Raw genomic sequence first — 24,994 nt, forward strand, 5'->3', positions numbered from 1 at the left:
CAAGTCTTTCATTATTAGGTTATAATAGCGTTTTGTGATTAAACTTGGATAAAAAGGGTATTTTAATCCAAAATAAAATTGCTTAATCCTATTGTAAATTATATATTTGTCCGTTTTTATAAAATAGAATAAATAAAATTTAGAATAATGCAGAATAGAGGACTTATTAAATTTTTCGCAATTATCTTTGCTTTGGTATGTGTATACCAACTTTCTTTTACTTTCGTAGCGAATAGTATTGTTTCTGATGCAAAAGCTTTTGCAAAAGGAGATACGGCTAAAGAATTACGCTATTTAGATTCTATAGGGAAAGAAGAAGTATACTTAGGGCATACTTACAAAGAAGTTACTAATAACCAAATCAACAAAGGTCTTGACTTAGAAGGAGGATTGAACGTAATCCTTCAGATTTCGGTTAAAGACGTTTTAAAAGGATTGGCTAACGATTCTAAAAATCCAGCTTTCAACAAAGCGCTTGCTGATGCAAAAACAAATCAAAAAGGAAATCAGGATTTTATTGATGCTTTCTTTGAAGCTGCAAACGCTGGTAATGTAAGATTATCAGCTGCTGATGTTTTTGGAAACAGAAACTTAGATGAAGTTATCAAATTTGATATGACCAACAAACAAGTTGAGCCTATCATCAAACAAAAAGTTCAAGAATCAGTAGAAAGTGCTTTCAAAGTATTGAGAGAGCGTATCGATAAATTTGGTGTAACTCAGCCTAACATTCAATTGTTAGGAAATTCTGGAAGAATCTTGGTAGAATTACCAGGAGCTAAAGATGTAGACCGTATTAAAAAATTATTACAAAGTACTGCTCAATTAGAGTTTTGGGAAACATATAAAATAGAAGAAGTTGGACAATATTTAATGGCTGTTGAAGAAGCATTAAAGAAAACAGAAGTAGCTGTTAAAGCGGCTCCAACTAAAACTACAGGAATCGATTCGTTATTAACTGACAAAGCAGATACAACTGCTGCAGCTGGTACAAGTCCATTCTTAGGTAAAATGTTAGCTCCAGGTCAACAAGGTGCTCCACACGTTGGAACATTTGCAACTAAAGATACTGCAGCAATCAACGGTTATTTAAAAAGAGCCGATATCAAAGCTTTATTACCAGCTAATTTGACAAATATTAGATTTGCTTGGGGTAAAACAAACGAGAAAAATCCAGATATTACAGATTTATATGCATTAAAAGGAACAAGAGACAATGTTGCTCCTTTAAGTGGAGGTGTAATTGTTGATGCAAAAGATACTTTTGATCAAATGGGTAAACCTGCCGTTTCTATGCAAATGAACGGTAATGGATCAAGAAAATGGGAACAAATTACAGGAGCAGTTTCTCAACAAGGAAATGCTATTGCAATTGTTTTAGATAATATTGTTTACTCTGCACCAGGTGTAAGTAAAGGAGCTATTACTGGAGGTCAATCAGAAATTTCTGGAAACTTCACAATTGATGAAACTAAAGATTTAGCAAACATCTTAAGAGCAGGTAAATTACCAGCTGCAGCAGAAATTGTTCAATCAGAAGTTGTAGGTCCATCATTAGGTCAAGAAGCTATTGATAATGGTATGTTATCATTCGTTATTGGTTTTGGTTTAGTATTATTATGGATGGTAGTTTACTACGGTAAAACTGGATTCTATGCTAACTTAGCTTTATTAGTAAACATTTTGTTCATTTTTGGAACTTTAGCAAGTTTTGGTGCTGTTTTAACATTGCCAGGTATTGCAGGTATCGTATTAACAATCGGTATGGCAGTAGATGCTAACGTAATTATCTTTGAAAGAGCAAAAGAAGAATTGGATAGTGGTAAATCAGTTCAAGAAGCTACTGATTATGCTTTCACATGGAAAGGTGCAATGTCATCTATTATTGATGCTAACGTTACTACAGCAATTACAGCGATTATCTTATTAGTGTTTGGAACTGGACCAATTCAAGGTTTTGCTACAACGTTATTAATTGGTATTTTCACTTCTGTAATTACTGCGGTTTTTGTAACAAGAATGTTCTTAGATTGGAGTTTAAGCAGAAACGAAAAATTAGCGTATTCAACTTCGTTAACTAAAACATGGTTTAAAAACTTAAACATTGATTTCTTAGGTAAAAAGAAAATTGCTTATGCTTTTTCAGCTATTTTAGTAGTATTGAGTATTTTCTCTTTAGCTACAAAAGGATTAAATCAAGGTGTAGATTTCGTTGGAGGTAGAACATATCAAGTACGTTTTGATAAAGCAGTTTCTGCACCAGATGTGGCAGCTGATTTAGTAGCTATTTTTGGAAGTGCTGAGGCTAAAGTTTATGGTGGAAATGATCAGTTAAAAATTACTACCAAATATAAAATTGAAGAGGAAGGTGAAGGTGTTGATAAAGAAGTAAACCAAAAATTATATGAAGGTTTAAAGAAATACTTACCAGCTGATTTAACTTATGATAAATTTGCAAACTTATATGAAGGTAAAAAAATAGGTATTTTATCATCCGCTAAAGTAACAGGAACTATTTCAAAAGATATTAAAATGAACTCTATTTGGGCTGTTTTAGGTTCATTATTTGTAGTATTTGTTTACTTAATGATTAGTTTCCGTAAGTGGCAATTTGGTTTTGCTGCGGTTATAGCAGTTGCACATGATGTAATCATTGTATTAGGTATTTTCTCATTCTTCTATACTATTTTACCATTTAATATGGAGATTGATCAAGCTTTTATTGCAGCAATCTTAACGGTAATTGGATATTCCTTGAATGATACCGTAATTGTATTTGATAGAGTACGTGAATACTTAGATTACAATTCATCACCAGATTTCAAAGGTTTGGTAAATAAAGCATTAAATACTACTTTAAGTAGAACGATTAATACATCTGCAACTACATTAGTAACGTTAGTGGCTATCTTCATATTTGGAGGTGAAACGATTAGAGGTTTCGTATTTGCCATCTTAGTGGGTATTTTAGTAGGAACTTATTCATCATTATTTATTGCTACTCCAGTAATGAATGATACAATTGGTGAAAAAGAAGGTCTTAAAATGGCTGAATTCAAAAAAGAAGACTAAATAATTAGTTTACATTATATTGAAAAGTCCTGATTTATATCAGGACTTTTTTTATATTTATAATTCTAAAATTATAAATTATGAAAGTTAAACTTATTTTATTTGCTCTTGTGTTCGTATTAACGTCTTGCAATAAGAATGAAGTGTATGACGAATTTAATCGTGATTTTACAGATAATCGATGGGAAAGTAAAGATGTGAAATCATTTGAGTTTGAAAATAAGCAATCTGAGGGAGTTTGTGAGTTAAAGCTACACTTTGGGCACATTAGTGGATTTCAGTTTAAGGAAGTGCCTTTAGAAGTGGAAATTACGTCTCCTGATGGTAAAGTTGAAACACTCCCAGTTGTTATGAAACTTATTGATGAGTCAGGAAATGATATCGGAGATTGTTCAGGAGATATTTGCGATGTATTTCAAACCATTAAAACCTTTGATACACTTGAAAAAGGAAAATACAAAATTAGTATTAAAAGTAAATTTGATGGGCCTTATCTGCCAAATGCTTTAGGAGTTGGAATACTTGTTGAAAGAAAAAAATAAAAAAAGTCGGTTAGAATTTCTAACCGACTTTTTTGTATGAGTGTTATGTAATTATATTTCTTTAACCACTCTAGCTTTTATAACAAAGTAAAAACCAATTAGGATAAACGGAATACTTAACCATTGTCCTGTTGATAGTGCATTGAAAATTGGATATTGTTCAAAACCACCTTGACTTTCTTTTACAAATTCTACTACAAAACGTATCGACCATAGCAAGATTAAAAACAATCCAAATAAGTAACCAGCTTTGTTTCTGGCTTCTGTTTTCCAATATAAAAACATCAAAATTGCAAACACAAAAACATAACAAATAGCTTCATATAATTGTGCTGGATGTTTTGGTGTTACAGCAGCTAATAATTCCGCAAATTGTGGATTAGTTTCAATGGCTTTGTAAGCTTCGTTAACATCTCCAATTTGGGTTTGTTCCATTGCTTCTCTACCATTGTATTTGTCTCTTAAAAATTTAATTCCAAATGAAGAAGTGGTTTCAGTTCCTACGATTTCAGAGTTAAAGAAATTTCCTAAACGAATGAAAATCGCCCCTAAAGAAACAGGTATTACAATTCGGTCTAAAATCCATAAAAACGAACGTTTGATGACTCTTCTTTGAATGTAAAACATAGTGATAATGATTCCAATAGCTGCACCATGACTCGCTAAACCAGCAAAACCTGTAAAATGTAAAGTTGGTTTTGTGCTAATTGGTAATAAAATACTCAATGGATCTTCGTGAAACAATTCAGATTGATAAAACAAAACGTGGCCCAATCTTGCACCAAGCATTGTAGCAACTAAAGTATATACAAACAATTTATCTAATGATTCCACCGTTTCGTTTTCTCTCATGAAAATAGGTTTCATAACGTACCAACCTAATCCAAAGGCTAATACCCAAGAAAGACTATAAAAACGTAACATGAAAAATCCTAAATCAATCCCTTCTGCAGGATTCCAAACCATATTGAGTGCGTGAATCATAATTTTTGTATCTGATTAAAGCGTAAAAATAAATATTATTATTGGGAAACATGTTAAAATTCCGATAAGAAATTTTTTCAAGAGCAATGACAATTTCAAAAATCAATTTCAAACTTGAAACCTGAAACAAATTATCAGGAATACAGATTTAAAAAATTTTAAAAAAAAACAATTTCAATTTCAATTTCAATTTCAATCTCAAAATTCAAATATTTGAAACGCTCTGTGTAACTCTAATCAAGGCAATCAAAGTAAAAAAAAGCTCTGTGAACCTCTGTGTAATTAATCAAGGAACCGGATCATAACCACTTTTTCCCCAAGGATGACAACTAAAAATGCGTTTCAAAGCTAACCAACCTCCTTTAAAAACTCCATGTTTTTGCAATGCTTGAATCGTATAAGTAGAACAAGTAGGTTCAAATCGGCAAGTTGCGGGTGTAAATGGAGAAATCCCAATCTGATAAAATCGTACCAATAAAACAAATGGATAAACGAACCATTGTTTTAGTGTTTTTGGATATTTCGATTGGTGTTGGCTACACATGATTATAAATTAAAAAAAAGAACCTCAATTGAGATTCTTTATATTGTTAAAAGGTAAAACTAGTTCCTTCTTTTCCGTCTTTTAATTGGATGCCTAATGCTAATAACTGGTCACGAATTTGGTCTGATAAAGCAAAGTTTTTATTCGCTCTCGCTTCATTTCGCATCCCAATTAGCATTTCAACAACGCCGCTTAATTTTTCGGTAGTATTTGAATTTCCTGAAGTCTCGTTACTAATTCCTAATACATCAAACAAGAAACTTGAAATCGTAGTTTCTAAAAGTTGAATGTATTCAGCTGTTAAAGATTCTTTTCCGTCGTTTACTAAATTGATGTAACGCGCTCCTTCAAATAATTGTGCGATTAAAATTGGTGTATTAAAATCGTCGTTCATCGCATCATAACAACTTTGTTTCCAAGCCGTAATATCTAATGTAGAAGTAGAACTTGCTTTCAACATCGGAATTAATTTGTATGATTCCATTAAACGTGAATATCCTTTTTCACTTGCTAACATGGCATCATTTGAAATATCTAAAACACTTCTATAATGTGCTTGCAAGAAACAAAAACGTACAATATTAGGTTGGAATGGTTTCTCGAAAAACGTATTTTCACCTGTAACCAATTCCATCGGAAGAATATAATTTCCAGTCGATTTACTCATTCGTAAACCGTTCATGGTTAACATATTGGTATGCATCCAAAAATTCACTGGCGAATGTCCGTTACAAGCTTTTCCTTGTGCCACTTCACACTCATGATGCGGGAATTTCAAATCCATTCCACCACCATGAATATCAAATTTTTCACCTAAGTATTTCGTGCTCATTGCGGTACACTCTAAATGCCAACCCGGAAAACCTTCACCCCAAGGAGAGTTCCAACGCATAATGTGTGCTGGAGAAGCGTTTTTCCAAAGTGCAAAATCTTGTGGGTTTTTCTTTTCGTTTTGTCCGTCTAAATCACGAGTGTTAGCGAAAAGTTCTTCGATGTTACGGTTACTCAATTCGCCGTAATTCATTCCTTTTTGGTTGTAAGCAAACACATCAAAATAAACCGAACCATTGCTTTCGTAAGCAAATCCTGTGTCAATTAATTTTTGAGTTAACTCAATTTGTTCTAAAATATGTCCCGTTGCAGTAGGTTCAATAGTTGGCGGAAGAAAATTAAAAGCATCCAAAACCTTGTGAAAATCCACCGTATATTTCTGTACGATTTCCATAGGTTCTAATTTTTCCAGGCGCGATTGTTTTACAAAACGGTCGTTATCCACATCGCCATCATCGGTTAAATGTCCGGCATCGGTAATGTTTCTAACGTATCTTACTTTATAATCTAAATGTAATAAATATCTAAAAATCACATCAAAACTCATAAACGTACGAACGTTTCCTAAGTGTACATTACTGTAAACTGTAGGGCCGCAAACATACATTCCAATATTTCCTTCATGAATAGGAGTAAAGTTTTCTTTCTCTCCCGAAAGCGTATTGTATATTTTTAGTGTTTGATTTTTATGTAATTCCATTATTGATATTTTTTTGAAGCTATTCCTGCTATTCATTATAAGTCCTCACATAAAAACTTGTTTTTCTACGTTTTAAAAAGTGCTTCTTAGGTCGCATTTTTAAAACAACAAAAACTACATTTTTATTGCTGCGGGCTTTTCATTACTATCAGGGCTATTTTTTTAGTTTTCAGGTTTCAAGTTTCAAGTTTTTTGTCCCGAAGCTTCGGGATTGTCATTCCGAGCTTGCAAGGAATCTCCTAACCCTAGGCAGCCGCTAAACGAAGTTTAGTCAAAACTCCCAACTTCCAACTCTAATCTCACAACTTAAAACTGAGTATCCAACTTAATATAATCCAAAAACTCTCTACGAACTTTATCTCCTTTGAATTTTCCGCCAAATTCAGCCGTAACGGTACTGCTTTCAATATCGCGGATTCCTCTCGAGTTTACGCATAAGTGTTTTGCATCTATAACACAAGCCACATCATCAGTTCCTAGAACATTTTGTAATTCTTGAACAATTTGCATTGTTAAACGCTCTTGTACTTGAGGTCTTTTTGCAAAATAATCTACAATACGGTTCATTTTAGACAAACCAACTACAGTTCCGTTTGAAATGTAAGCAACATGAGCACGACCTACAATAGGTAGTAAGTGATGTTCGCAAGTAGAATAAACAACGATGTTTTTTTCTACTAACATTTCACCATATTTATATTTATTGTCAAAGGTAGAAGACCCCGGTTTTTTATTAGGATTTAATCCACCGAAAATTTCTTTTACAAACATTTTTGCAACACGATTTGGCGTTCCTTTTAAACTGTCGTCAGTTAAATCTAAACCTAATGTGTTTAAAATATGTTCAACATCTTTTTTGATTAATTCAATTTTTTCTTCGTCAGAAATAATAAATGCATCATCTCGCATAGGAGTTTGAGCACTCGTTGCAATATGGTCGTTTCCTATCTCGTCCTGAAAATCCTCGTTTTGTATCATTTTACCAATTAGTTTTATAGCAATTTTATAGTGACGCAAAGATAAATAATAAACTTTAGATTTTATTTTTAAATGTTAATTATTAAAAAAAAAGTGTCTAGCTTTAAATTTTTGTTAAATTTGTGGTTCTATAAACTAACTATCAAACTATAAAAAATGAAAAAAGTATTACTTTTTAGTATCTTTTTGTTTTTTCAATATGGTTTCTCTCAAACCACGTTAGATAAAAACGATGCTATTTTTAAAGGGGTTAAAATCGAAAATCTTCAAGACCCTAAATTTGATTTTATCAATAATTCAAAAATTTCTTGGGATTTTTCAACTCTTGATTTAAGTAACAAGAATGTTTCTATTGAAGTTGTTACTATTTTCGATTGCTTTAATGGTGAAAATGCTTCAGATTTTAAAGAAACTATTCAAGTTTTAAATAAAGAAAACTTTGTAAAAAAAGGAAATCGTGATTTAATTCATGTTGAAGTAGGAGCAAAGTGTTTCAAATGGAGATTAGTTTTGGTTGAAAATAATCAAACAAAAGTTTCTGATTGGTCTTATTTCTCATTTCTAAAATAATCAAATTATGAAATTATTGTATAAAATAATATTTTTATTAAGCTTTAGTTTTTCGTTTGGTCAATCTTCTACCTGTGAAAATGCTGCAGCAATGTGTTCAGGTAATCAAGGACCATTCAATAATACTACAGGTGTAGCAAGTTTTGGTAGCTTAGGCTGTCTGGGTAGTACACCTAATCCAGCATGGTTTTATATGCAAGTAGGAACATCTGGAAATATGAATTTTCAATTATCTCAAATTAGAACTAGTAATGGGTTAGGAATTGATGTGGATTTTATTTTATGGGGTCCATTTAATTCATTGTCTGGTATTTGTAATAATTTAGCATTGTATTCTCCTGGATATACAGGTGCTAATAATGTGGTTGCTTGTAGTTATTCATCAGATCCTATTGAAAATTTTACTATCCCAAATGCAGTTTCAGGACAATATTATATGTTGTTAGTTACCAACTTTTCAGGTCAAGTAGGAACTTATACTTTAAATCAAACTGGCGGAACAGGTGCTTTAAGTTGTGATATTGTATGTGGTGTAAACTTAGGACCAGACAGAATTTTATGTGGTGCGGCTACTAATGTTACTTTAACAGCAACTTTCTTACAAGCGCCATCATTACCTGGTTCACCAATATATTCTTGGTTTTTAAATGGTGTTTTACAATATACAACTCCAACAAATACAACAACTGTAAATCAAAATGGAACTTGGACTGTCAGTGTAACGAGACCTGGTTGTTCTGATTTAGCCACAGATGACGTTGTTGTGAATATTATTGGAGTAGTACCTTTTAATGATTTAGGTCCCATTAATGCGCCACCAGGTGCGTGTAATCCAACAATTGATTTAACTTCTTATGAAGCAGCTTGGGTTGCACCATACGATCCAGCAAGTTTTACAATTGTATATTATGATGAAAATGCTAATGTTATTACTAATCCATCTGCATATACCGTAGCTTCATCAACATCTGTATTTCTTGAAATTAATGCGGGTCCATGTAATGTTAGAGAACAAATTAATATTATAGTAAGTTGTGTTCCTCCAACTTGTACTATCGATCTTGCTTCAGCGGCAGGAACAACTAATCAAGTTTTGTGTCAAGGATTGCCGATAGAAAATATTGTTTATACAACAACTGGTTCGGCAACAGGTGCAACTGTAACTGGATTGCCATCTGGTCTAACTTCAGTTTACAATGCTAATACTTTTACAATAAGTGGAACGCCAACTCAAACGGGTACTTTTAATTATACGGTAACTACTGTTGGTTGTTCGGTTAATGCAAGTCGAAATGGAACAATAACTGTTGTTGCAGTTCCTGTAACTCCAACTATTGTTTCAAATGCACCAACATGTTTAGCATCTGGTACTAGTACAGTTTTTAATTATGATACAGGTGTAACTTATGTATTTAATCCAGGGGGGCCATCTGTGGGTGCTGGTGGTGTAATTTCAGGAATGGTTACAGGAACAAATTATACAGTTTTAGCTAATAATGGAACTTGTTCATCTGCACCATCGGTTGCATTTAACAATGCTGCTCAATTATCAATTCCAAATACACCAATTATTATTATTGCCACAGCTACTTGTTTGTCAAGTGAAGTAGCCAGAATTGATAATTATGTTACAGGTTTGCAATACATATTTAGTCCTACAGGGCCAACAGTTAACGCTTCAGGTGTAATTTTAGGAATGAATGTTGGTACTAATTATGAAGTTACTGCTAGTAACGGTAGTTGTTCATCGCCTGTTTCAGCACCTTTTAGTATAAACGCTATGTTAGCTGCACCTGATAGGCCAACTATAATTAGTGTAGCTCCTACATGTTTAGCAGATGGTACAAGTAGAATTTCTAATTACGATTCAAGTTTAGTTTATACATTTTCACCAAATGATGCTACTGTGGGTGCTGGAGGTGTAATTTCAGGAATGGTTACAGGAACAACATATACTGTTTTTTCTTACAATGGAACTTGTAACTCAGCAACATCACTTAGTTTTGTTAATAATGAACAATTAAGTAGTCCTATTGCGCCTACATTATCTGTTGTAAATGCAACTGTTTGTTCAGGTGAAAGAGCCATTTTCCAAATTAACGGTGCAGCAAACAATGTTATTACTTATTCTATTAATGGAGGAAGTGATCAAACAGTAACGTTGACTGCTGCAGGTGTTGCAACTGTTGAAGTTGTAAGTTCTACCACTCTTGTTTCAATTGAGTTATTAAATATTAGTAATGGTTGTTCGTTAGCTCTCTCTGATGTAGCAAGTGTTACTGTTCAGCCTTGTTCTATTCCAAAAGGAATTTCTCCAAATGGTGATAATCTTAATGATGAATTAGATTTAAGTTTCTACAATATTGAAAAGTTAGAAATTTTTAATAGATATGGAAGTAAAGTTTATTCTAAATCAAATTATGAAAACGAATGGCATGGTCAATCGGATAATGGAAATGAACTACCAGATGGTACCTACTATTATGTAATTGATTTTACAGATATAGAAACCAAAACAGGTTGGATATACATTAATAGAGAACGTAAATAATTTAAAAAGTTAATATTATAAGCTTAGCTTATTTTAAAATAAATTAAAAATAATGAAGAAACTATTTTTAGTAACTTTAAGTGTAATTGCCTTTACGGTTGAACTACATGCCCAGCAAGACCCACACTACACGCAATACATGTATAATATGAGTGTAATGAATCCGGCTTATGCGGGAAGCAAAGAGAATTTATCATTAGGATTATTACATAGAAAGCAATGGGTTGAGATTGAGGATGCACCTACCACGACTACTTTTTTTGGACATGCTCCAGTGGGTAAGAATGTTGGAATGGGATTATCGGTTATTTCAGATAAGATTGGCCCAGTAGAGGAGAATAACATATATGCTGATTTCTCTTACACATTGAATTTAGGAGGCGAACACAAATTAGCTTTTGGATTAAAAACGGGATTAACGTTGCACAAAGTAAGTTTGTTTGATGATGTTTATTCAACATTGCCAGATGTTGACGATCCTGCTTTTTCAGAGAATACGAGTAATTCGTATTTCAATATTGGATCTGGACTTTTCTATTATACGAATAAGTATTATTTAGGATTTTCGATTCCTAATTTAATGAAGTCGAAACATTTAGATTTTAACGGAAGAGAATTTGGTTCAGAAGTATCACATTATTTTGTAACGGGAGGATATGTGTTTGATATCAATGATAATGTAAAATTCAAACCATTTTTCATGATGAAATCGGCCTTTGAAGCGCCAACATCATTGGATTTATCGGCTAACTTCTTGTTTAATGAGAAATTTGAAATTGGTGGAACCTATCGATTAGAAGACAGTTTTGGAGCAATGGTTAATTATGCCATTACCCCAAATATAAAATTAGGTTACGCTTACGATCACATCGTATCAGATTTGAATGTAACAACGCCATCTTCACACGAGATTATATTGTTGTTTGATTTGAACTTCCCGAAAAAAGTATCAAGTTCACCAAGATTCTTCTAACCTAAACCGACTAAAGTACAATGAGAAATTTATATGTAACATTAAGTTTTGTGATGGTAAGTGGAATACTTAGTGCACAAAATCAATACACTAAAACAGCAGACAAATTATTCGATAGATACGAATATGTTGATGCTGCCAAAGAATATTTAAAACTAGCCGAAGGCAGTAAAGCCGATAACTACGTTTACAAACAATTAGCAGAGAGCTACTACAATGTATTCAACACGAAAGAAGCAGTAAAATGGTATGCTAAAGTAGTGGAGCAAAAGCAAGATGCAGAAACGTATTACAAATATGCTCAAATGCTAAAAGCAGAAGGAAACTTCAAAGAAGCCGACAAACAAATGCAACAATTTGCGCAATTGGCACCAAACGACCAAAGAGCTAAGGCATTTGTGAGCAAACCGAATTACCTTCCAGAATTAAAAGGACAAAGTAAATTATACAACATTGCAAAATCAGACGTAAGTAGCGATAAAACAGATTTTGGAGCGGTACTTACTAATGATAACAATGTGTATTTTGCAAGTGCTAGAAACACTTCAAAAAGAAACAGTAACTTCAACGAAGAGCCTTATTTAGATATTTACAAAGCCACTTACAACGCAAATGGAACCATTAGCGATGCAGTAGCGGTAGATAACATTAATACCAAATGGCACGATGGACCCGCAAGTATCACAAGCGATGGAAACATGATGTACTACGGTAGCGAGAGTTTCAATGAAAAGGAATATGTAAAAGATAAAGCTAAGAAATCAAAGTTTGGTAAAATTTATCTTTACAAAGCTACCAAAGAAGGCGATAAATGGTCAAACAGCAAGCCACTTCCATTTAATAATAAAGAATACGATGTAAGAAATCCAAGCATAAGCAAAGATGGAAAAACATTGTACTTCTCGTCAAACATGCCAGGCGGTTTTGGAGGTGAAGATATTTGGAAAGTAGCAGTAAACGGCGACGAATATGGTACGCCAGAGAACTTAGGAGCTAAAGTAAACACAGAGGCAAACGAGAGTTTTCCATTTATTACAGACGACAACATTTTGTTCTTCTCATCAAACGGGAAACAAGGCTTTGGAGGATTGGATGTATTCAAGATGGATTTAAACAAAGGAACAGCAGCGATGAACGTGGGCGAACCTGTAAATACATCAAAAGATGATTTTGCTTTCACATACAACGCAACTAAGAAAGTTGGATTTTTCTCTAGTAATAGAGACGGTAACGACGACATTTATAAAGCAGATCCGATTTGTAATGTACAAGCATTAGTGCGAGTAAAAGACGCTAAAACAGGAAATGTGATTGAAGGAGCAACGGTAATGTTGGTGGATGAGAAACAAAAAACAGTTTCAAATCAAACCACAGCATTAAACGGAGAAACCTTAACAGGTGTGCTATGTAACACAGCTTACAGTGCTCAAGTATCAAAATCAGGATATGAAAGTGGTGTATTTGAAGTAGCAAAAGCAGAAAACGAGCAAGTGGTAGTGGAAGCGTTATTAAACCCAATCATGCCAATCATCACAGAGAAAGAGGTGATATTACAACCAATATTCTTTGAGTTCAACAAAAGTAATATCACAGCAGAAGGAGCAGCAGAGTTAGACAAGTTAGTGATGGTAATGAACGAGTATCCAAACATGGTCATCTTCGCAAAATCGCACACTGATAGCAGAGGAAGTGATAATTACAACTTGAATTTATCAGACAGAAGAGCAAAATCTACTGTTCAATACTTAATTAGCAAAGGAATAGCAAAAGATAGAATCTCAGGACAAGGATTTGGAGAAAGCGAACCAAAAGTAGCTTGCCAACCATGTAACGAAGAACAATACGCACAAAACAGAAGAAGTGAATTCTTGATTGTGAAGAAGTAATATTGTTTATTGTCTGTTAACATATATCTCCTGTTTTTTAAAACAAGAGATATATGTTTTTTATCGATTAAATAAGCTTTTGGTCGATGTAAAGAAATGACACAAAATAATTGTTTAAATTTGATATTAAAAAAAAATCATAACTATAAAATAACTATGAAAAGAATTTTACTTTTTATAATGACGTTTTTCTCAATCTTTGGTTACGCTCAGTTTTCTGAAGGTTTTGAAGGTGCTACTTTTCCTCCAGCTGGTTGGGTTGTAGAAGACAACGCCATTGGAACAGCACAGAGTTGGGGTATAACTACTGCAACCGGTTTTGGGTGGGTTTATCAAGGTGCAAGATCAGCAATGGTTAATAGAGATAATGGTACAACTTCTACTGGTTTAGCACAAGATTGGTTAATAACACCTCAAGTTACGGTTCCTGCAAACGGACAAATTAGATTTTATGCAAGATCAGGTTCAAATGGGGAACAAGGAAGTATATATAAGGTAATGTTGTCTACAACAACTCAGAATAGAGCTGCTTTTACAACAACATTAGCTACTTACACTGAACTTGAAATTCAAAATTTACCTTTTGAGCAAATAGTTATTTTGCTAAATGCTTACGCTGGGCAAAATGTTTATTTTGCTTTTGTAATGGAAGTAAATAATGGTTTAGGAGATAGATGGATTATTGATAACGTTAAAGTAGATCAACAATGTTTAACTCCAACAGGTTTAAATGTTACTCCTTTTTCAACAACTGCAGATTTATCTTGGACAAGTCCTAACCCAGCAGGTCCATGGCAAATTGAATATGGTCCACAAGGTTTTGTTCCTGGAACGGGAACAATTGTGAATGTTACAACAAATACACATACACTTACTGGATTATCACCATTAGTTTCTTATAGTTATTATGTTAGAACTGTTTGTGAGGCGGATAATGTCAGTCCTTGGTCTGTTGTAAGGAGTTTTACAACAACAGTTGCGCCACCTATTTGTGGTGGAAATTTTGTAGATCCAGGAGGCGCTACAGGGGAATATGGTAACAACTTCAATAATACTGCAACTCCAGTAGTAATTTGCCCTACTAATCCTGGAGAAATTGTAACGGTAACGTTTAGTTCATTCAATACAGAACAAAATTGGGATGCATTATATGTTTATGATGGACCAAATACAGCTTCACCATTAATAGCTAGTGGTAATCCAGCAGGTAACGTTCCTGGTGGCTTAGCAGGAGGTTATTGGGGAACAACAATTCCAGGTCCTTTTACGTCTTCACATCCTAGTGGATGTTTAACTTTTGTTTTTAGAAGTGATGGATCTGGAACAAGAGATGGATGGATTTCTAATATTAGTTGTTCAACTTGTCCACCTCCTTCAAGGATAAACCTTGTTAGTAGTACTGCTAATTCTTTAGCAGTTTCTTGGGTTAACGTAGCTCCATTAGCTACTAGTTTTGAAGTTATTTGGCTTCCTGCAGGTTCTGCTCCACCAAATGCTACTTCAATAGGTCAGATTGTTACAGGAAATTCATATACGATTACGGGTTTAACTTCTGATACAGCTTATGATGTTTATGTAAGACCAATATGTGGAGCTACAACAGGAAACTGGTCAGTAGATGCTACCTTTAGTACTCAGCCAGATTATTGTGGTGGGGATCATTTTTATGATTTAGGAGGCCCAACAGGTAATTATCCAGACAGTATTACTGCTGCTAATGGTACAACGACTATTTGCCCAGAAAATGCTGGAGAAGTAGTTACTGTTTATTTTAATTCGTTTAACTTAGTAAGTAGTATAAATGATTCCTTAACAATTTATGATGGTGATTCAGCTACTGGAACTCCAGTTGGAACCTATTTTGGAACCAATATTATACCTTCATATACAGCAACTTCGCCTACAGGATGTTTAACATTTGTTTTTGTTTCAAATGCTTCTCAAAATGCGCCAGGTTGGGATGCTACAATTTTATGTGGCCCACCATGTCCTTCCATTACTTCTGTTTTGGATAGTTCGTTACCTGCATCTGGTGCTCAAGATGTAATAAGAGTATGTCAAAATCAAACTGTTAGTTTTACAGGTAGTGGTGTTTTTGCTGCTAGTGGAACAGGTGCAACTTATTTATGGGATTTTGGAGATGGAACTACAGCGCCAGGCCAAACAGTTTCTCATGCCTACACAACGGAAGGGATTTATTTAGTTAATTTATTTATCACCGATGCAAATGGTTGTAGAAATTCGAATAGATTAAACCAGTTGGTTTATGTTTCAACTACTCCAACTTTTACTTCAACGGTGTCCGATAACGAAATTTGTTTAGGACAAAGTGCAACTATAACAGCATCTGCAACTCCGGTTACGTTTACAAAAGAGTGTGCACCACCAGTAAGTGGTACTACATTTTTACCAGACGGAAGTGGTGTTTCCTACCAAACTTCAATTCCAGTTGATTGTTTCCCTTTTGGATCTACCATTACATCTGCTAGTCAAATTACTTCAGTTTGTATCAATATGGAGCATTCCTTTTTGGGAGATTTAGAGATTAGATTGGTGAGTCCGACAGGACAATCGATTATTTTAAAAGCTTACCCAGGTGGTGGTGGAACTTATTTAGGATGTCCTTTAGATGATCCAACTGTAGGTCCTGGAACAGGAAGATTATATTGTTTTACTCCAACAGCTGTAGGGCTTATGGTTGCTGGGCCAACATCAAATTGTGGGACACCAAATGGGGCATCAATTAATGCCGGAAATTATGCGCCAGTTCAGCCTTTCACTAATTTAATTGGAAGTGATTTAAATGGCAACTGGTCTTTGGTTATTACAGACAACCTTGGAATTGATAATGGTTATATCTTTGACTGGAGTATTAATTTTGATAGTTCGTTAATTCCAGTTGATTATCAATTCACACCTGTAATTACAAGCACAAACTGGACGCCAAATCCTGATATAACTAATATTAGTGGAAATCAAATTACAGTTACACCTACAACTGTTGGTCCACACTGTTACACTTATAATGTAACAGATGATTTTGGATGTACGTATTCTGAACAAGTATGTTTAGATGTTGTTCCGGGTGTTGAATTTACAGATTTAACTGTTTTGCCAACAGAAATTTGCGATGGCGATAATGCAGTTTATACCTTTACAGGAACGCCAAATTCGATAGTAACTTACAATATTAATGGCGGTGCAAATCAAACAATAACTTTAGATGCTACCGGTAATGCTACTTTAACATTAACAGGCTTAACAATTACTACTGATATTAATGTGACTTACATGACAGCTCCTTCAGTTCCAACTACTGGAAACGCAATAGCAACTGTAGGAGGTGTTAATCCAAATAATTCTACTGGAGCTATATTAGCTGCAGGTACTGCTGCAAATACAGCAAACTCAACAACTATTAATGCTACCAATAATACGGTAACATTAACTTTAGCTAATATAGTTCCTGCAGGAACACCTATTACGGTTAGTGTTGCTAAAAATAATACTACAGGTGCTGTAAATATTGTTGATGGTCCATCAACTTTACTTTTCAATACAGGAGCTTTAAATACATTACAACATGTTACTTTTATCAAAGGTACTACATCAAATACAATTATCGTTAATAGAGCAAATGGAACTGTTTTCTTAGATGGAGTTTCTTATAGTTATAACGAATTAGGTTGTGATAGACCATTGAATGAAGTTGAAACAGTAGTTGTTTATGCTGCCCCAATAGTTTCTGTTACACCTGCAACATGTGTTGCAGATGGCTCAGCTAATGTAACAAATTATAATTCAAGTTTCAATTATATATTTACTCCACTAGGGCCAAGTATAGATGCTACGGGTAATATTATTAATGCGGTTTATGGAACAATATATACTATTGCATTAGATAATGTTACTTGTGCAACAGGTGCTCCTGTAACATTTGTTGTTGATGAAATGTTGCAAAATTTGGCAACACCTTTAATATTAAGTACGCCTCCAACATGTTTAGCAGATGGATTTAGTACAATTACAAATTACGATGCAACCGCTACTTATACTTTTACACCAACAGGACCTTCTGTTGATGTAACAGGTTTGATTACAGGAATGACATTAAATGCATTATATGAAGTTACCGCATCAAATGCTACATGTACATCAGTTGCTTCGGCACAGTTTAGTAATTTACCAATTTTGGTAACACCAGTTGTTCCAACGTTTTCAATTACTGCACCAACATGTATTGCAGATGGATTTGCAAGAATTACAAATTATGATGCAGCAATAACTTATGTATTTACACCTGCAGGTCCTTCAGTGGATGCTACAGGATTAATTTCAGGTATGTTGTTTGCTACTAATTATGAAGTTGCAGCATCTAACGGAAGTTGTACTTCTGTAAATTCGGCAATTTTCACAATTGATCCAATGTTAGTAACGCCGCTTGTTCCAACAATTGATGTTACAGCACCAACATGTTTAGCAGATGGATTCAGTACGATTTCAAATTACGATGGTACATTAACTTATGTGTTTAATCCAGCGGGACCATCAGTTGATGCAACGGGATTAATTTCAGGAATGACATTAAATACATTATATGAAGTTACCGCATCAAATGCTACATGTACATCAGTTGCTTCGGCACAGTTTAGTAATTTACCAATTTTGGTAACACCAGTTGTTCCAACGGTTTCAATTACCGCGCCAACATGTATTGCAGATGGATTTGCTAGAATTACAAATTATGATGCAGCAATAACTTATGTATTTACACCAGTAGGTCCTTCAGTGGATGCTACAGGATTAATATCAGGTATGTTGTTTGCTACTAATTATGAAGTTGCAGCATCTAACGGAAGTTGTACTTCTGTAAATTCGGCAATTTTCACAATTGATCCAATGTTAGTAACGCCGCTTGTTCCAACAATTGATGTTACAGCACCAACATGTTTAGCAGACGGATTTAGTACGATTTCAAATTACGATGGTACACTAACTTATGTGTTTAATCCAGCAGGACCATCAGTTGATGCAACGGGATTAATTTCAGGAATGACATTAAATACATTATATGAAGTTACCGCATCAAATGCTACATGTACATCAGTTGCTTCGGCACAGTTTAGTAATTTACCAATTTTGGTAACACCAGTTGTTCCAACGGTTTCAATTACCGCGCCAACATGTATTGCAGATGGATTTGCTAGAATTACAAATTATGATGCAGCAATAACTTATGTATTTACACCTGCAGGTCCATCAGTGGATGCTACGGGATTAATATCAGGAATGTTGTTTGCTACTAATTATGAAGTTGCAGCATCTAATGGAAGTTGTACTTCTGTAAATTCGGCAATTTTCACAATTGATCCAATGTTAGTAACGCCGCTTGTTCCATCAATTGATGTTACAGCACCAACATGTTTAGCAGACGGATTTAGTACGATTTCAAATTACGATGGTACACTAACTTATGTGTTTAATCCAGCAGGACCATCAGTTGATGCAACGGGATTAATTTCAGGAATGACATTAAATACATTATATGAAGTTACCGCATCAAATGCTACATGTACATCAGTTGCTTCGGCACAGTTTAGTAATTTACCAATTTTGGTAACACCAGTTGTTCCAACGTTTTCAATTACTGCACCAACATGTATTGCAGATGGATTTGCTAGAATTACAAATTATGATGCAGCAATAACTTATGTATTTACACCTGCAGGCCCATCAGTGGATGCTACGGGATTAATATCAGGAATGTTGTTTGCTACTAATTATGAAGTTGCAGCATCTAATGGAAGTTGTACTTCTATAAATTCGGCAATTTTCACAATTTCTCAGAGATTGCCACAACCAACCATTTTTAATATCACTAATAATGGTCCTATATGTATTGGTTCAACGGCTACATTTACTATTAATGCAACTCCTAATTCTCAAGTTGATTATAGTGTTGATGGAAATCCAGTTCAAACAGTTGCAATAAATTCTTCAGGTATTGGAGTTGTAAATGTAGCTGGTGTGACAGCAAGTACAACAATAAATACGATTAGTATATTTGATGGAATTTGTTCATCAAATATAGCTCTAAATTCTACCGTTTCATTGTTTGCAGATACCACAATTTCATTAGTTTCGCCTGCAAGTACTGAAAATCAAACAAGATGTGCAGGTGTTACGATTGATCCAATACAATACCAAGTTATAGGAACCGCTACGGGGGTTACTGTTACAGGATTACCAATTGGTGTTACACACAATTTTAATGCGACTACAGGTTTATTGACGATTTCTGGCGCTGTTAATAATGGAGGAGTTTATAATTATTTTATAACTACTTCTGGAGGTTGTAATCCTCAAGCTACTGAATCTGGTTCAATAACAATTACACCTCGTCCAACATTAACATATACAGTAACGAATACAGTTTGTGACGGAAGTACTTTGGATTTTGTTTTAAGTAGTAATTTACCAAATACAACATTTAGTTGGAGTGCTACGGTATCTAATATTTCGGGTTCTTACAGTACAACTACTAATGGAGATGAAACCAATATCAATCAAATAGCGACATTAACAAATCCTGAGAATGTTGGAACTATTACGATGATAATCATTCCAAGAGCTAATGGATGTGATGGTATTCCATCAAATCCAATAACGATCACGGTTAATCCTAATCCGGTGATTGAGAGTGTTACCGTAGCAGACAATTCGGTTTGTTCGGCAACAAATGCTTCAAATAATGTGCATGTTGATATTGTTGGAAATATAAGTGGTATCACTTACACATGGACAGCTATCACAAATGGAGTAAACGTTGTAGGAGGAGTTACTTCTGGAATAATCACTGCAACTTCGACAACAGCTGCTTTAGATTTACAAGTCATTACAAGTAATCCATTAGTGGCGGGAACAATTTATTTTGAAGTTTCATCAGTTCGTAATGGATGTCCGGGTAATACTCTTCAAAGTGGAGTAGTTACAGTGAATCCAAATCCAGGCTTGCCAATTTCATCTCCAATAAAAACAATTTGTAGTGGAAATAACAGTGATTTAATAGTTGATGTTTCCCCACTTATTGCAGGAACAGAATTAACATGGGAAGTGTTAACAGTTGTAAATGTATCAGGCGCTACTCCAGGAACTGGAATAGCACCAGTAACGATAAATGATGCGTTAACAGCAACAACTAATACACAAGGTTATGTAATTTACCGAGTACGTTCAAGTTTAGGAGAATGTCAAGGTGGTTATACGGATTATAGAGTGAATGTAAATCCGGCTCCAATGCCAAAATTAGTAGATGGTAATATTTGTATTACAGCTGCTGGAGAAGTATATCAAACGTATACTTTAAACACTGGCTTAAATGATGCGGATTATGATTTTGAATGGTTTGATACTAACGGAGATATTATACCAGGAGCAACTAGTTCAACTTTAGTAGTTGATGAAGCAGGAACGTATAGTGTAATAGCTACGAATTGGTTAACAGGATGTTCATCAGATCCATTATTGGCAAGTGCTACAGCAACTGTAACAGAAACTCTTCCAGCAACCTCAATGACAGTTATTCAAAGTGAATATTTTAGTGACAACGCTACTATTACAGTAAATGTAACTGGAGGTTCAGGAACATTGATGTATTCGTTAGACGAAGGTCCACTGCAGTCTTCTAATGTGTTTACAGGAGTAAGCGCAGGCGAACATTTAGTGACTGTTATTGATACAGAAGGTTGTACATTTATGACACAAAAAGTAAACATAATCGACTATCCAAATTACTTCACACCGAATGGTGATGGTATCAATGATACATGGAACATCAGTGGCTTGAATCAAGCAGATGCTAAGTTGTATATTTTTGACCGCTATGGTAAATTAATAAAACAACTAAGCGCTACAGAAGATAGCGAGGGTTGGGATGGAACATATAATCAAGAATTACTTCCATCAACCGACTACTGGTTTACATTAGATTACACAGAAAATGGAGTCGCTAAGCAGTTTAAAGCGCATTTCACGATGAAACGTTAATTTTTAATTTTTAATTTAAAATAGAAGAGAACTAGCCATTTGGTTAGTTCTCTTTTTTTTGTAGTATTTTTTTTGGATTATTCGATGAAATTCAAAAAAAACTGATAATCTGTTATCATTTTGTTAATTTTTTTTGTATTATTGTTAATATTAATGTAAAAAAATAGACTTCTAATGAAAAACATTCTCTCTTTTCTATTGGTTTTATTGACATTTATGTCAGTTGTTGCGCAAAATTCTAATGAGAAAAATTATAATCTACCACCTGGTTTTATAATTAGTTCGAAGAGAGTTATTTATGATTTATCATTTAAGTTAGATAATACAAAACCAGTTGTAAATTATTCTCAATCTGATTTAAAGGTTTTAAAGGATTTAACTGTTGAAGAACTAGAAAAATATAAATCGCAGTTAGGCGATTATTATAAGTACTGTAAAGAGGGAATTGCTTACGTTGATAGTCTTTCAGATAAAGTAAAAAGTATTTTTACATTGACTGAAATTTGGTATATATATGTTTTTGATCAAAATTTAAAAAATAAATTGTTAACAATTAAATAGTATTGAAATGATAAAAAATTACTTTTTAAATATTGTTTTTTTAATAGTTTGTACAATCTCATTTGGTCAAACATATAATATGCCAAATGGCGCTAATGGGACAATATCTACATGTTCAGGGACTTTTAGGGATAGAGCAGGAGATTATTTATCAAGTCAAAATAGTACAATTACTTTTTGCCCTTCAACACCTGGTGATAAAATTAGAATTACTTTTACTGCATTTGAAACTGAGGATGGTTTTGATTATCTAGAAGTTTGGCAGGGAAATACTGCAGGCGCATCTGGAACAGGGGTAGATGTTTTTATGGGAACACCAACATTACCTTTCACAATCACATCAACAAGTCCTGATGGTTGTTTGTCATTTCGATTCATTTCTGATGGTGGTTCTGAATATGCAGGTTGGACTTCAACAATTTCTTGTGTTACACCATGTGTTCCACCTACGGCTGCATTAGTAGATGCTTCAACTGTAGATATTTGTCCTTCAACTTCAATTACACCAGGTTCTACTACAGTTGCATTTAATGCGTCTAGTTCAACTACACCATCTGGTGCGCTTGTTCGATACGAATGGGATTGGGGTGATGGAACTACTAGTATTACAGCAACTCCTAATACAACTCATACTTTTCCTACTACAGGTGGTTTGTATCTTGTTCGATTGAGAGTTCGTAACAATATTTTTACAACAGACCCTTTAGGTTGTTTGAGTGCAAATTCCGTAACAAGGGTCGTCAGGGTTATGCCTGAACCAAGTTTTGCGGGATTGTCTCCAGCTACAGTTGCTATAAATTGTGGTGATTCAGTAACTTTAAATGGAGCTGCACTTTCTCAAACTATAGTACAATCAACACCTTCTGTTATTTCAGGACCAATTAATTTACCAGATGGTTCTGGATCAAGTTATAATTCACAATTAGATTTTTCAGGTTTGTTCCCACCAGGAGCAACAATGGTAGCAGGATGTTATCCAACAGTATCTTTTGATATTGAACATTCCTACACAGGAGATTTAGATATAATTTTGATATCACCAACAGGAGAACAAGTTATTCTGTTTGATCAACATGCTCCTGTAGGTCCAGGTCATTTTGGTGCCTGTTCAGCAGGAGCAACTGATGGAGTTCCTGGTTGTGTTGCGACATATTCAGTAGTTAACACAGGAGGAGCTTCTTGGACTGCTGTGGGAAGCACAACGGCAGCTCCACCAACAGTAAATGGAACTTGTTCGTATACAGGGGTTTGTGAAACGGGAGGTTCATATTATATTCCTCAAACTTACACTTCAACCAATTCGTTTGCTGCTTTAAATGGGGCTGCATTAAATGGTGTATGGACATTACGTGTTGTTGATAATATTGCATCTGATGATGGAGTATTATCAAATTGGTCATTAACATTTCCATCGTCATGTTATGCAAATTTATTATCAGAAACACCTGATTTAACTACAGCTACATGGACGCATACTGGTGCCGGACCAGTAATTCCTGCTCAATCAACAACAAATACGGTTGTTAATAATCCAGGTCCATCTTGTCCTTCACCTGGACCTTGTGTTGGTAATCAACTCAATAATAATATAAATTTAGGACCATTCCCAACTGCAGGTTCTTTTGTGTATACTTTTACAGTGGTTGATCAATACGGTTGTAGTTATTTGAGAAATGTAACTGTCAATGTAGCATCATGTTCAGTATGTAATTTAGTTTTGTCATCAGCAGCAGCCACATCGTCTCAATCTTTATGTATTGGTTCGCCTATTTCAAATATAGTTTATAATTATGGAGGAACAGCTACAAGCGCCTCAGTTACAGGATTGCCAGCTGGTATTACGGCTAATATTGTTGGTGGTGTAATAACAATTTCTGGGACACCAACTGTTTCTGGTACATTTAATTATATTGTTAATACTATTGGTTGTACTCCGAATCTTTCATTGACAGGAACAATTACTATAAATGCGAGTCCAGTCTTAACTAGTTTAACAAGTAATACTCCAGTTTGTATAAATTCTAATGCAGAGTTTTATTTAGCTGGAACATCAAATTCAATAGTTACTTACAACATTAATGGAGGAGCTTCACAAACTACTACAATAAATAGCGGTGGAACGGCAACAGTTACTATTCCTTCTGTTATTGCAAATACAACCTTTAATGCATTAAATATTGCTGCAACAACTAGTCCTGTCGTAGGTAATGGACTTTCATCGGTTGGAGGTATTTCACCTGTTAATTCGACAGGTGCTATTTCAGCCTTAGGTGCAGCAGCTGTAGCTGGAAATTGTACACAGTTAGATAATACAAGCTCTGTTTTAACAATAACTTTACAGCATATAGTTCCTGCTGGGACTCCAATAACAGTCAGTCTTGCAAGAGATAATGCAGCTGGTGATGTAGCTATTACATGTGGAGGAAGTACATTAAATTTTAACGCAGGTACAGTAGATGTTTTGAGTCAACTAATAATTATTCCTACAGTATCAACAAATACAATTACTTTTACTAGAAGTGCGGGTAGATTATGGATTGATGGTGTTGAGTATAATTACACTCCAACTGGATGTTCTGTAAATGTAAGCAATTCAGCTACAGTAGTAGTTACACCGTTGAATACTATTGCATCAGGGACCAGTCAAACGGTTTGTGTTAATTCCCCAATTACCAATATCACATTAGCAACAACAGGCGCAACAGGTGCAACCTTTGCAGGCTTACCAGCAGGAGTTACCGGTTCATGGTCTGGTA

Annotated in this window: 13 protein-coding genes; 9 read left to right on the forward strand and 4 right to left on the reverse strand. The window is 34.5% G+C overall.

Annotated elements, in window-relative coordinates:
* Positions 1–147: 147 nt before the first annotated feature.
* Both secDF and AAEO58_RS08780 read left to right on the forward strand, forming a co-directional pair.
* Positions 148–3,072 (forward strand): protein translocase subunit SecDF, encoded by a 2,925-nt coding sequence (gene secDF, locus AAEO58_RS08775; RefSeq protein WP_341683071.1) that lies wholly within the window; start codon positions 148–150, stop codon positions 3,070–3,072.
* A gap of 80 nt (positions 3,073–3,152) precedes the next feature.
* Positions 3,153–3,614, forward strand: coding sequence for a gliding motility lipoprotein GldH family protein (locus tag AAEO58_RS08780; RefSeq protein WP_341683072.1), 462 nt, complete (start codon positions 3,153–3,155; stop codon positions 3,612–3,614).
* A 51-nt stretch (positions 3,615–3,665) separates the two neighbouring features.
* Here the strand turns inward: AAEO58_RS08780 and lgt are convergent, their stop codons facing one another.
* The 4 genes from lgt to folE form a co-directional block, all read right to left on the reverse strand.
* Positions 3,666–4,598 carry a prolipoprotein diacylglyceryl transferase gene (lgt, locus tag AAEO58_RS08785; RefSeq protein ID WP_341683073.1) on the reverse strand — a complete coding sequence of 311 codons (933 nt, stop codon included), beginning with the start codon at positions 4,596–4,598 and terminating at the stop codon, positions 3,666–3,668.
* Between the two features lie 286 nt (positions 4,599–4,884).
* Positions 4,885–5,142, reverse strand: a complete 258-nt coding sequence (gene yidD / locus AAEO58_RS08790; protein WP_341683074.1) for a membrane protein insertion efficiency factor YidD — start codon at positions 5,140–5,142, stop codon at positions 4,885–4,887.
* 46 nt (positions 5,143–5,188) lie between these two features.
* Positions 5,189–6,673: a cysteine--tRNA ligase gene (gene cysS / locus AAEO58_RS08795; protein WP_341683075.1), complete on the reverse strand. Its 1,485-nt coding sequence runs from the start codon at positions 6,671–6,673 to the stop codon at positions 5,189–5,191.
* A 306-nt stretch (positions 6,674–6,979) separates the two neighbouring features.
* Complete coding sequence (folE, locus tag AAEO58_RS08800; RefSeq protein ID WP_341683076.1) at positions 6,980–7,651, reverse strand: GTP cyclohydrolase I FolE; 672 nt, start codon at positions 7,649–7,651, stop codon at positions 6,980–6,982.
* Positions 7,652–7,807: 156 nt separating this feature from the next.
* Here folE and AAEO58_RS08805 point away from each other — a divergent pair, with 156 nt between their 5' ends.
* The 7 genes from AAEO58_RS08805 to AAEO58_RS08835 all read left to right on the forward strand — a co-directional run.
* Positions 7,808–8,221 (forward strand): hypothetical protein, encoded by a 414-nt coding sequence (locus AAEO58_RS08805; RefSeq protein ID WP_341683077.1) that lies wholly within the window; start codon positions 7,808–7,810, stop codon positions 8,219–8,221.
* A gap of 7 nt (positions 8,222–8,228) precedes the next feature.
* Positions 8,229–10,772, forward strand: a complete 2,544-nt coding sequence (locus tag AAEO58_RS08810) for a T9SS type B sorting domain-containing protein (protein WP_341683078.1) — start codon at positions 8,229–8,231, stop codon at positions 10,770–10,772.
* 52 nt (positions 10,773–10,824) lie between these two features.
* Positions 10,825–11,745, forward strand: coding sequence for a PorP/SprF family type IX secretion system membrane protein (locus tag AAEO58_RS08815; protein ID WP_341683079.1), 921 nt, complete (start codon positions 10,825–10,827; stop codon positions 11,743–11,745).
* A gap of 20 nt (positions 11,746–11,765) precedes the next feature.
* Entirely contained in the window at positions 11,766–13,631 is a 1,866-nt protein-coding gene (locus AAEO58_RS08820; protein ID WP_341683080.1) for an OmpA family protein, read from the forward strand.
* A gap of 156 nt (positions 13,632–13,787) precedes the next feature.
* The gene (locus tag AAEO58_RS08825) at positions 13,788–21,677 is read left to right on the forward strand and encodes a T9SS type B sorting domain-containing protein (protein WP_341683081.1); all 7,890 of its coding nucleotides are present in this window, start codon (positions 13,788–13,790) and stop codon (positions 21,675–21,677) included.
* Between the two features lie 174 nt (positions 21,678–21,851).
* Positions 21,852–22,238, forward strand: a complete 387-nt coding sequence (locus AAEO58_RS08830; RefSeq protein ID WP_341683082.1) for a hypothetical protein — start codon at positions 21,852–21,854, stop codon at positions 22,236–22,238.
* Between the two features lie 7 nt (positions 22,239–22,245).
* On the forward strand, positions 22,246–24,994 hold a 2,749-nt coding region (locus AAEO58_RS08835; protein ID WP_341683083.1), incomplete at its 3' end, for a proprotein convertase P-domain-containing protein.

The sequence above is a fragment of the Flavobacterium helocola genome, assembly GCF_038289885.1.
Classification (GTDB): domain Bacteria; phylum Bacteroidota; class Bacteroidia; order Flavobacteriales; family Flavobacteriaceae; genus Flavobacterium; species Flavobacterium cheniae.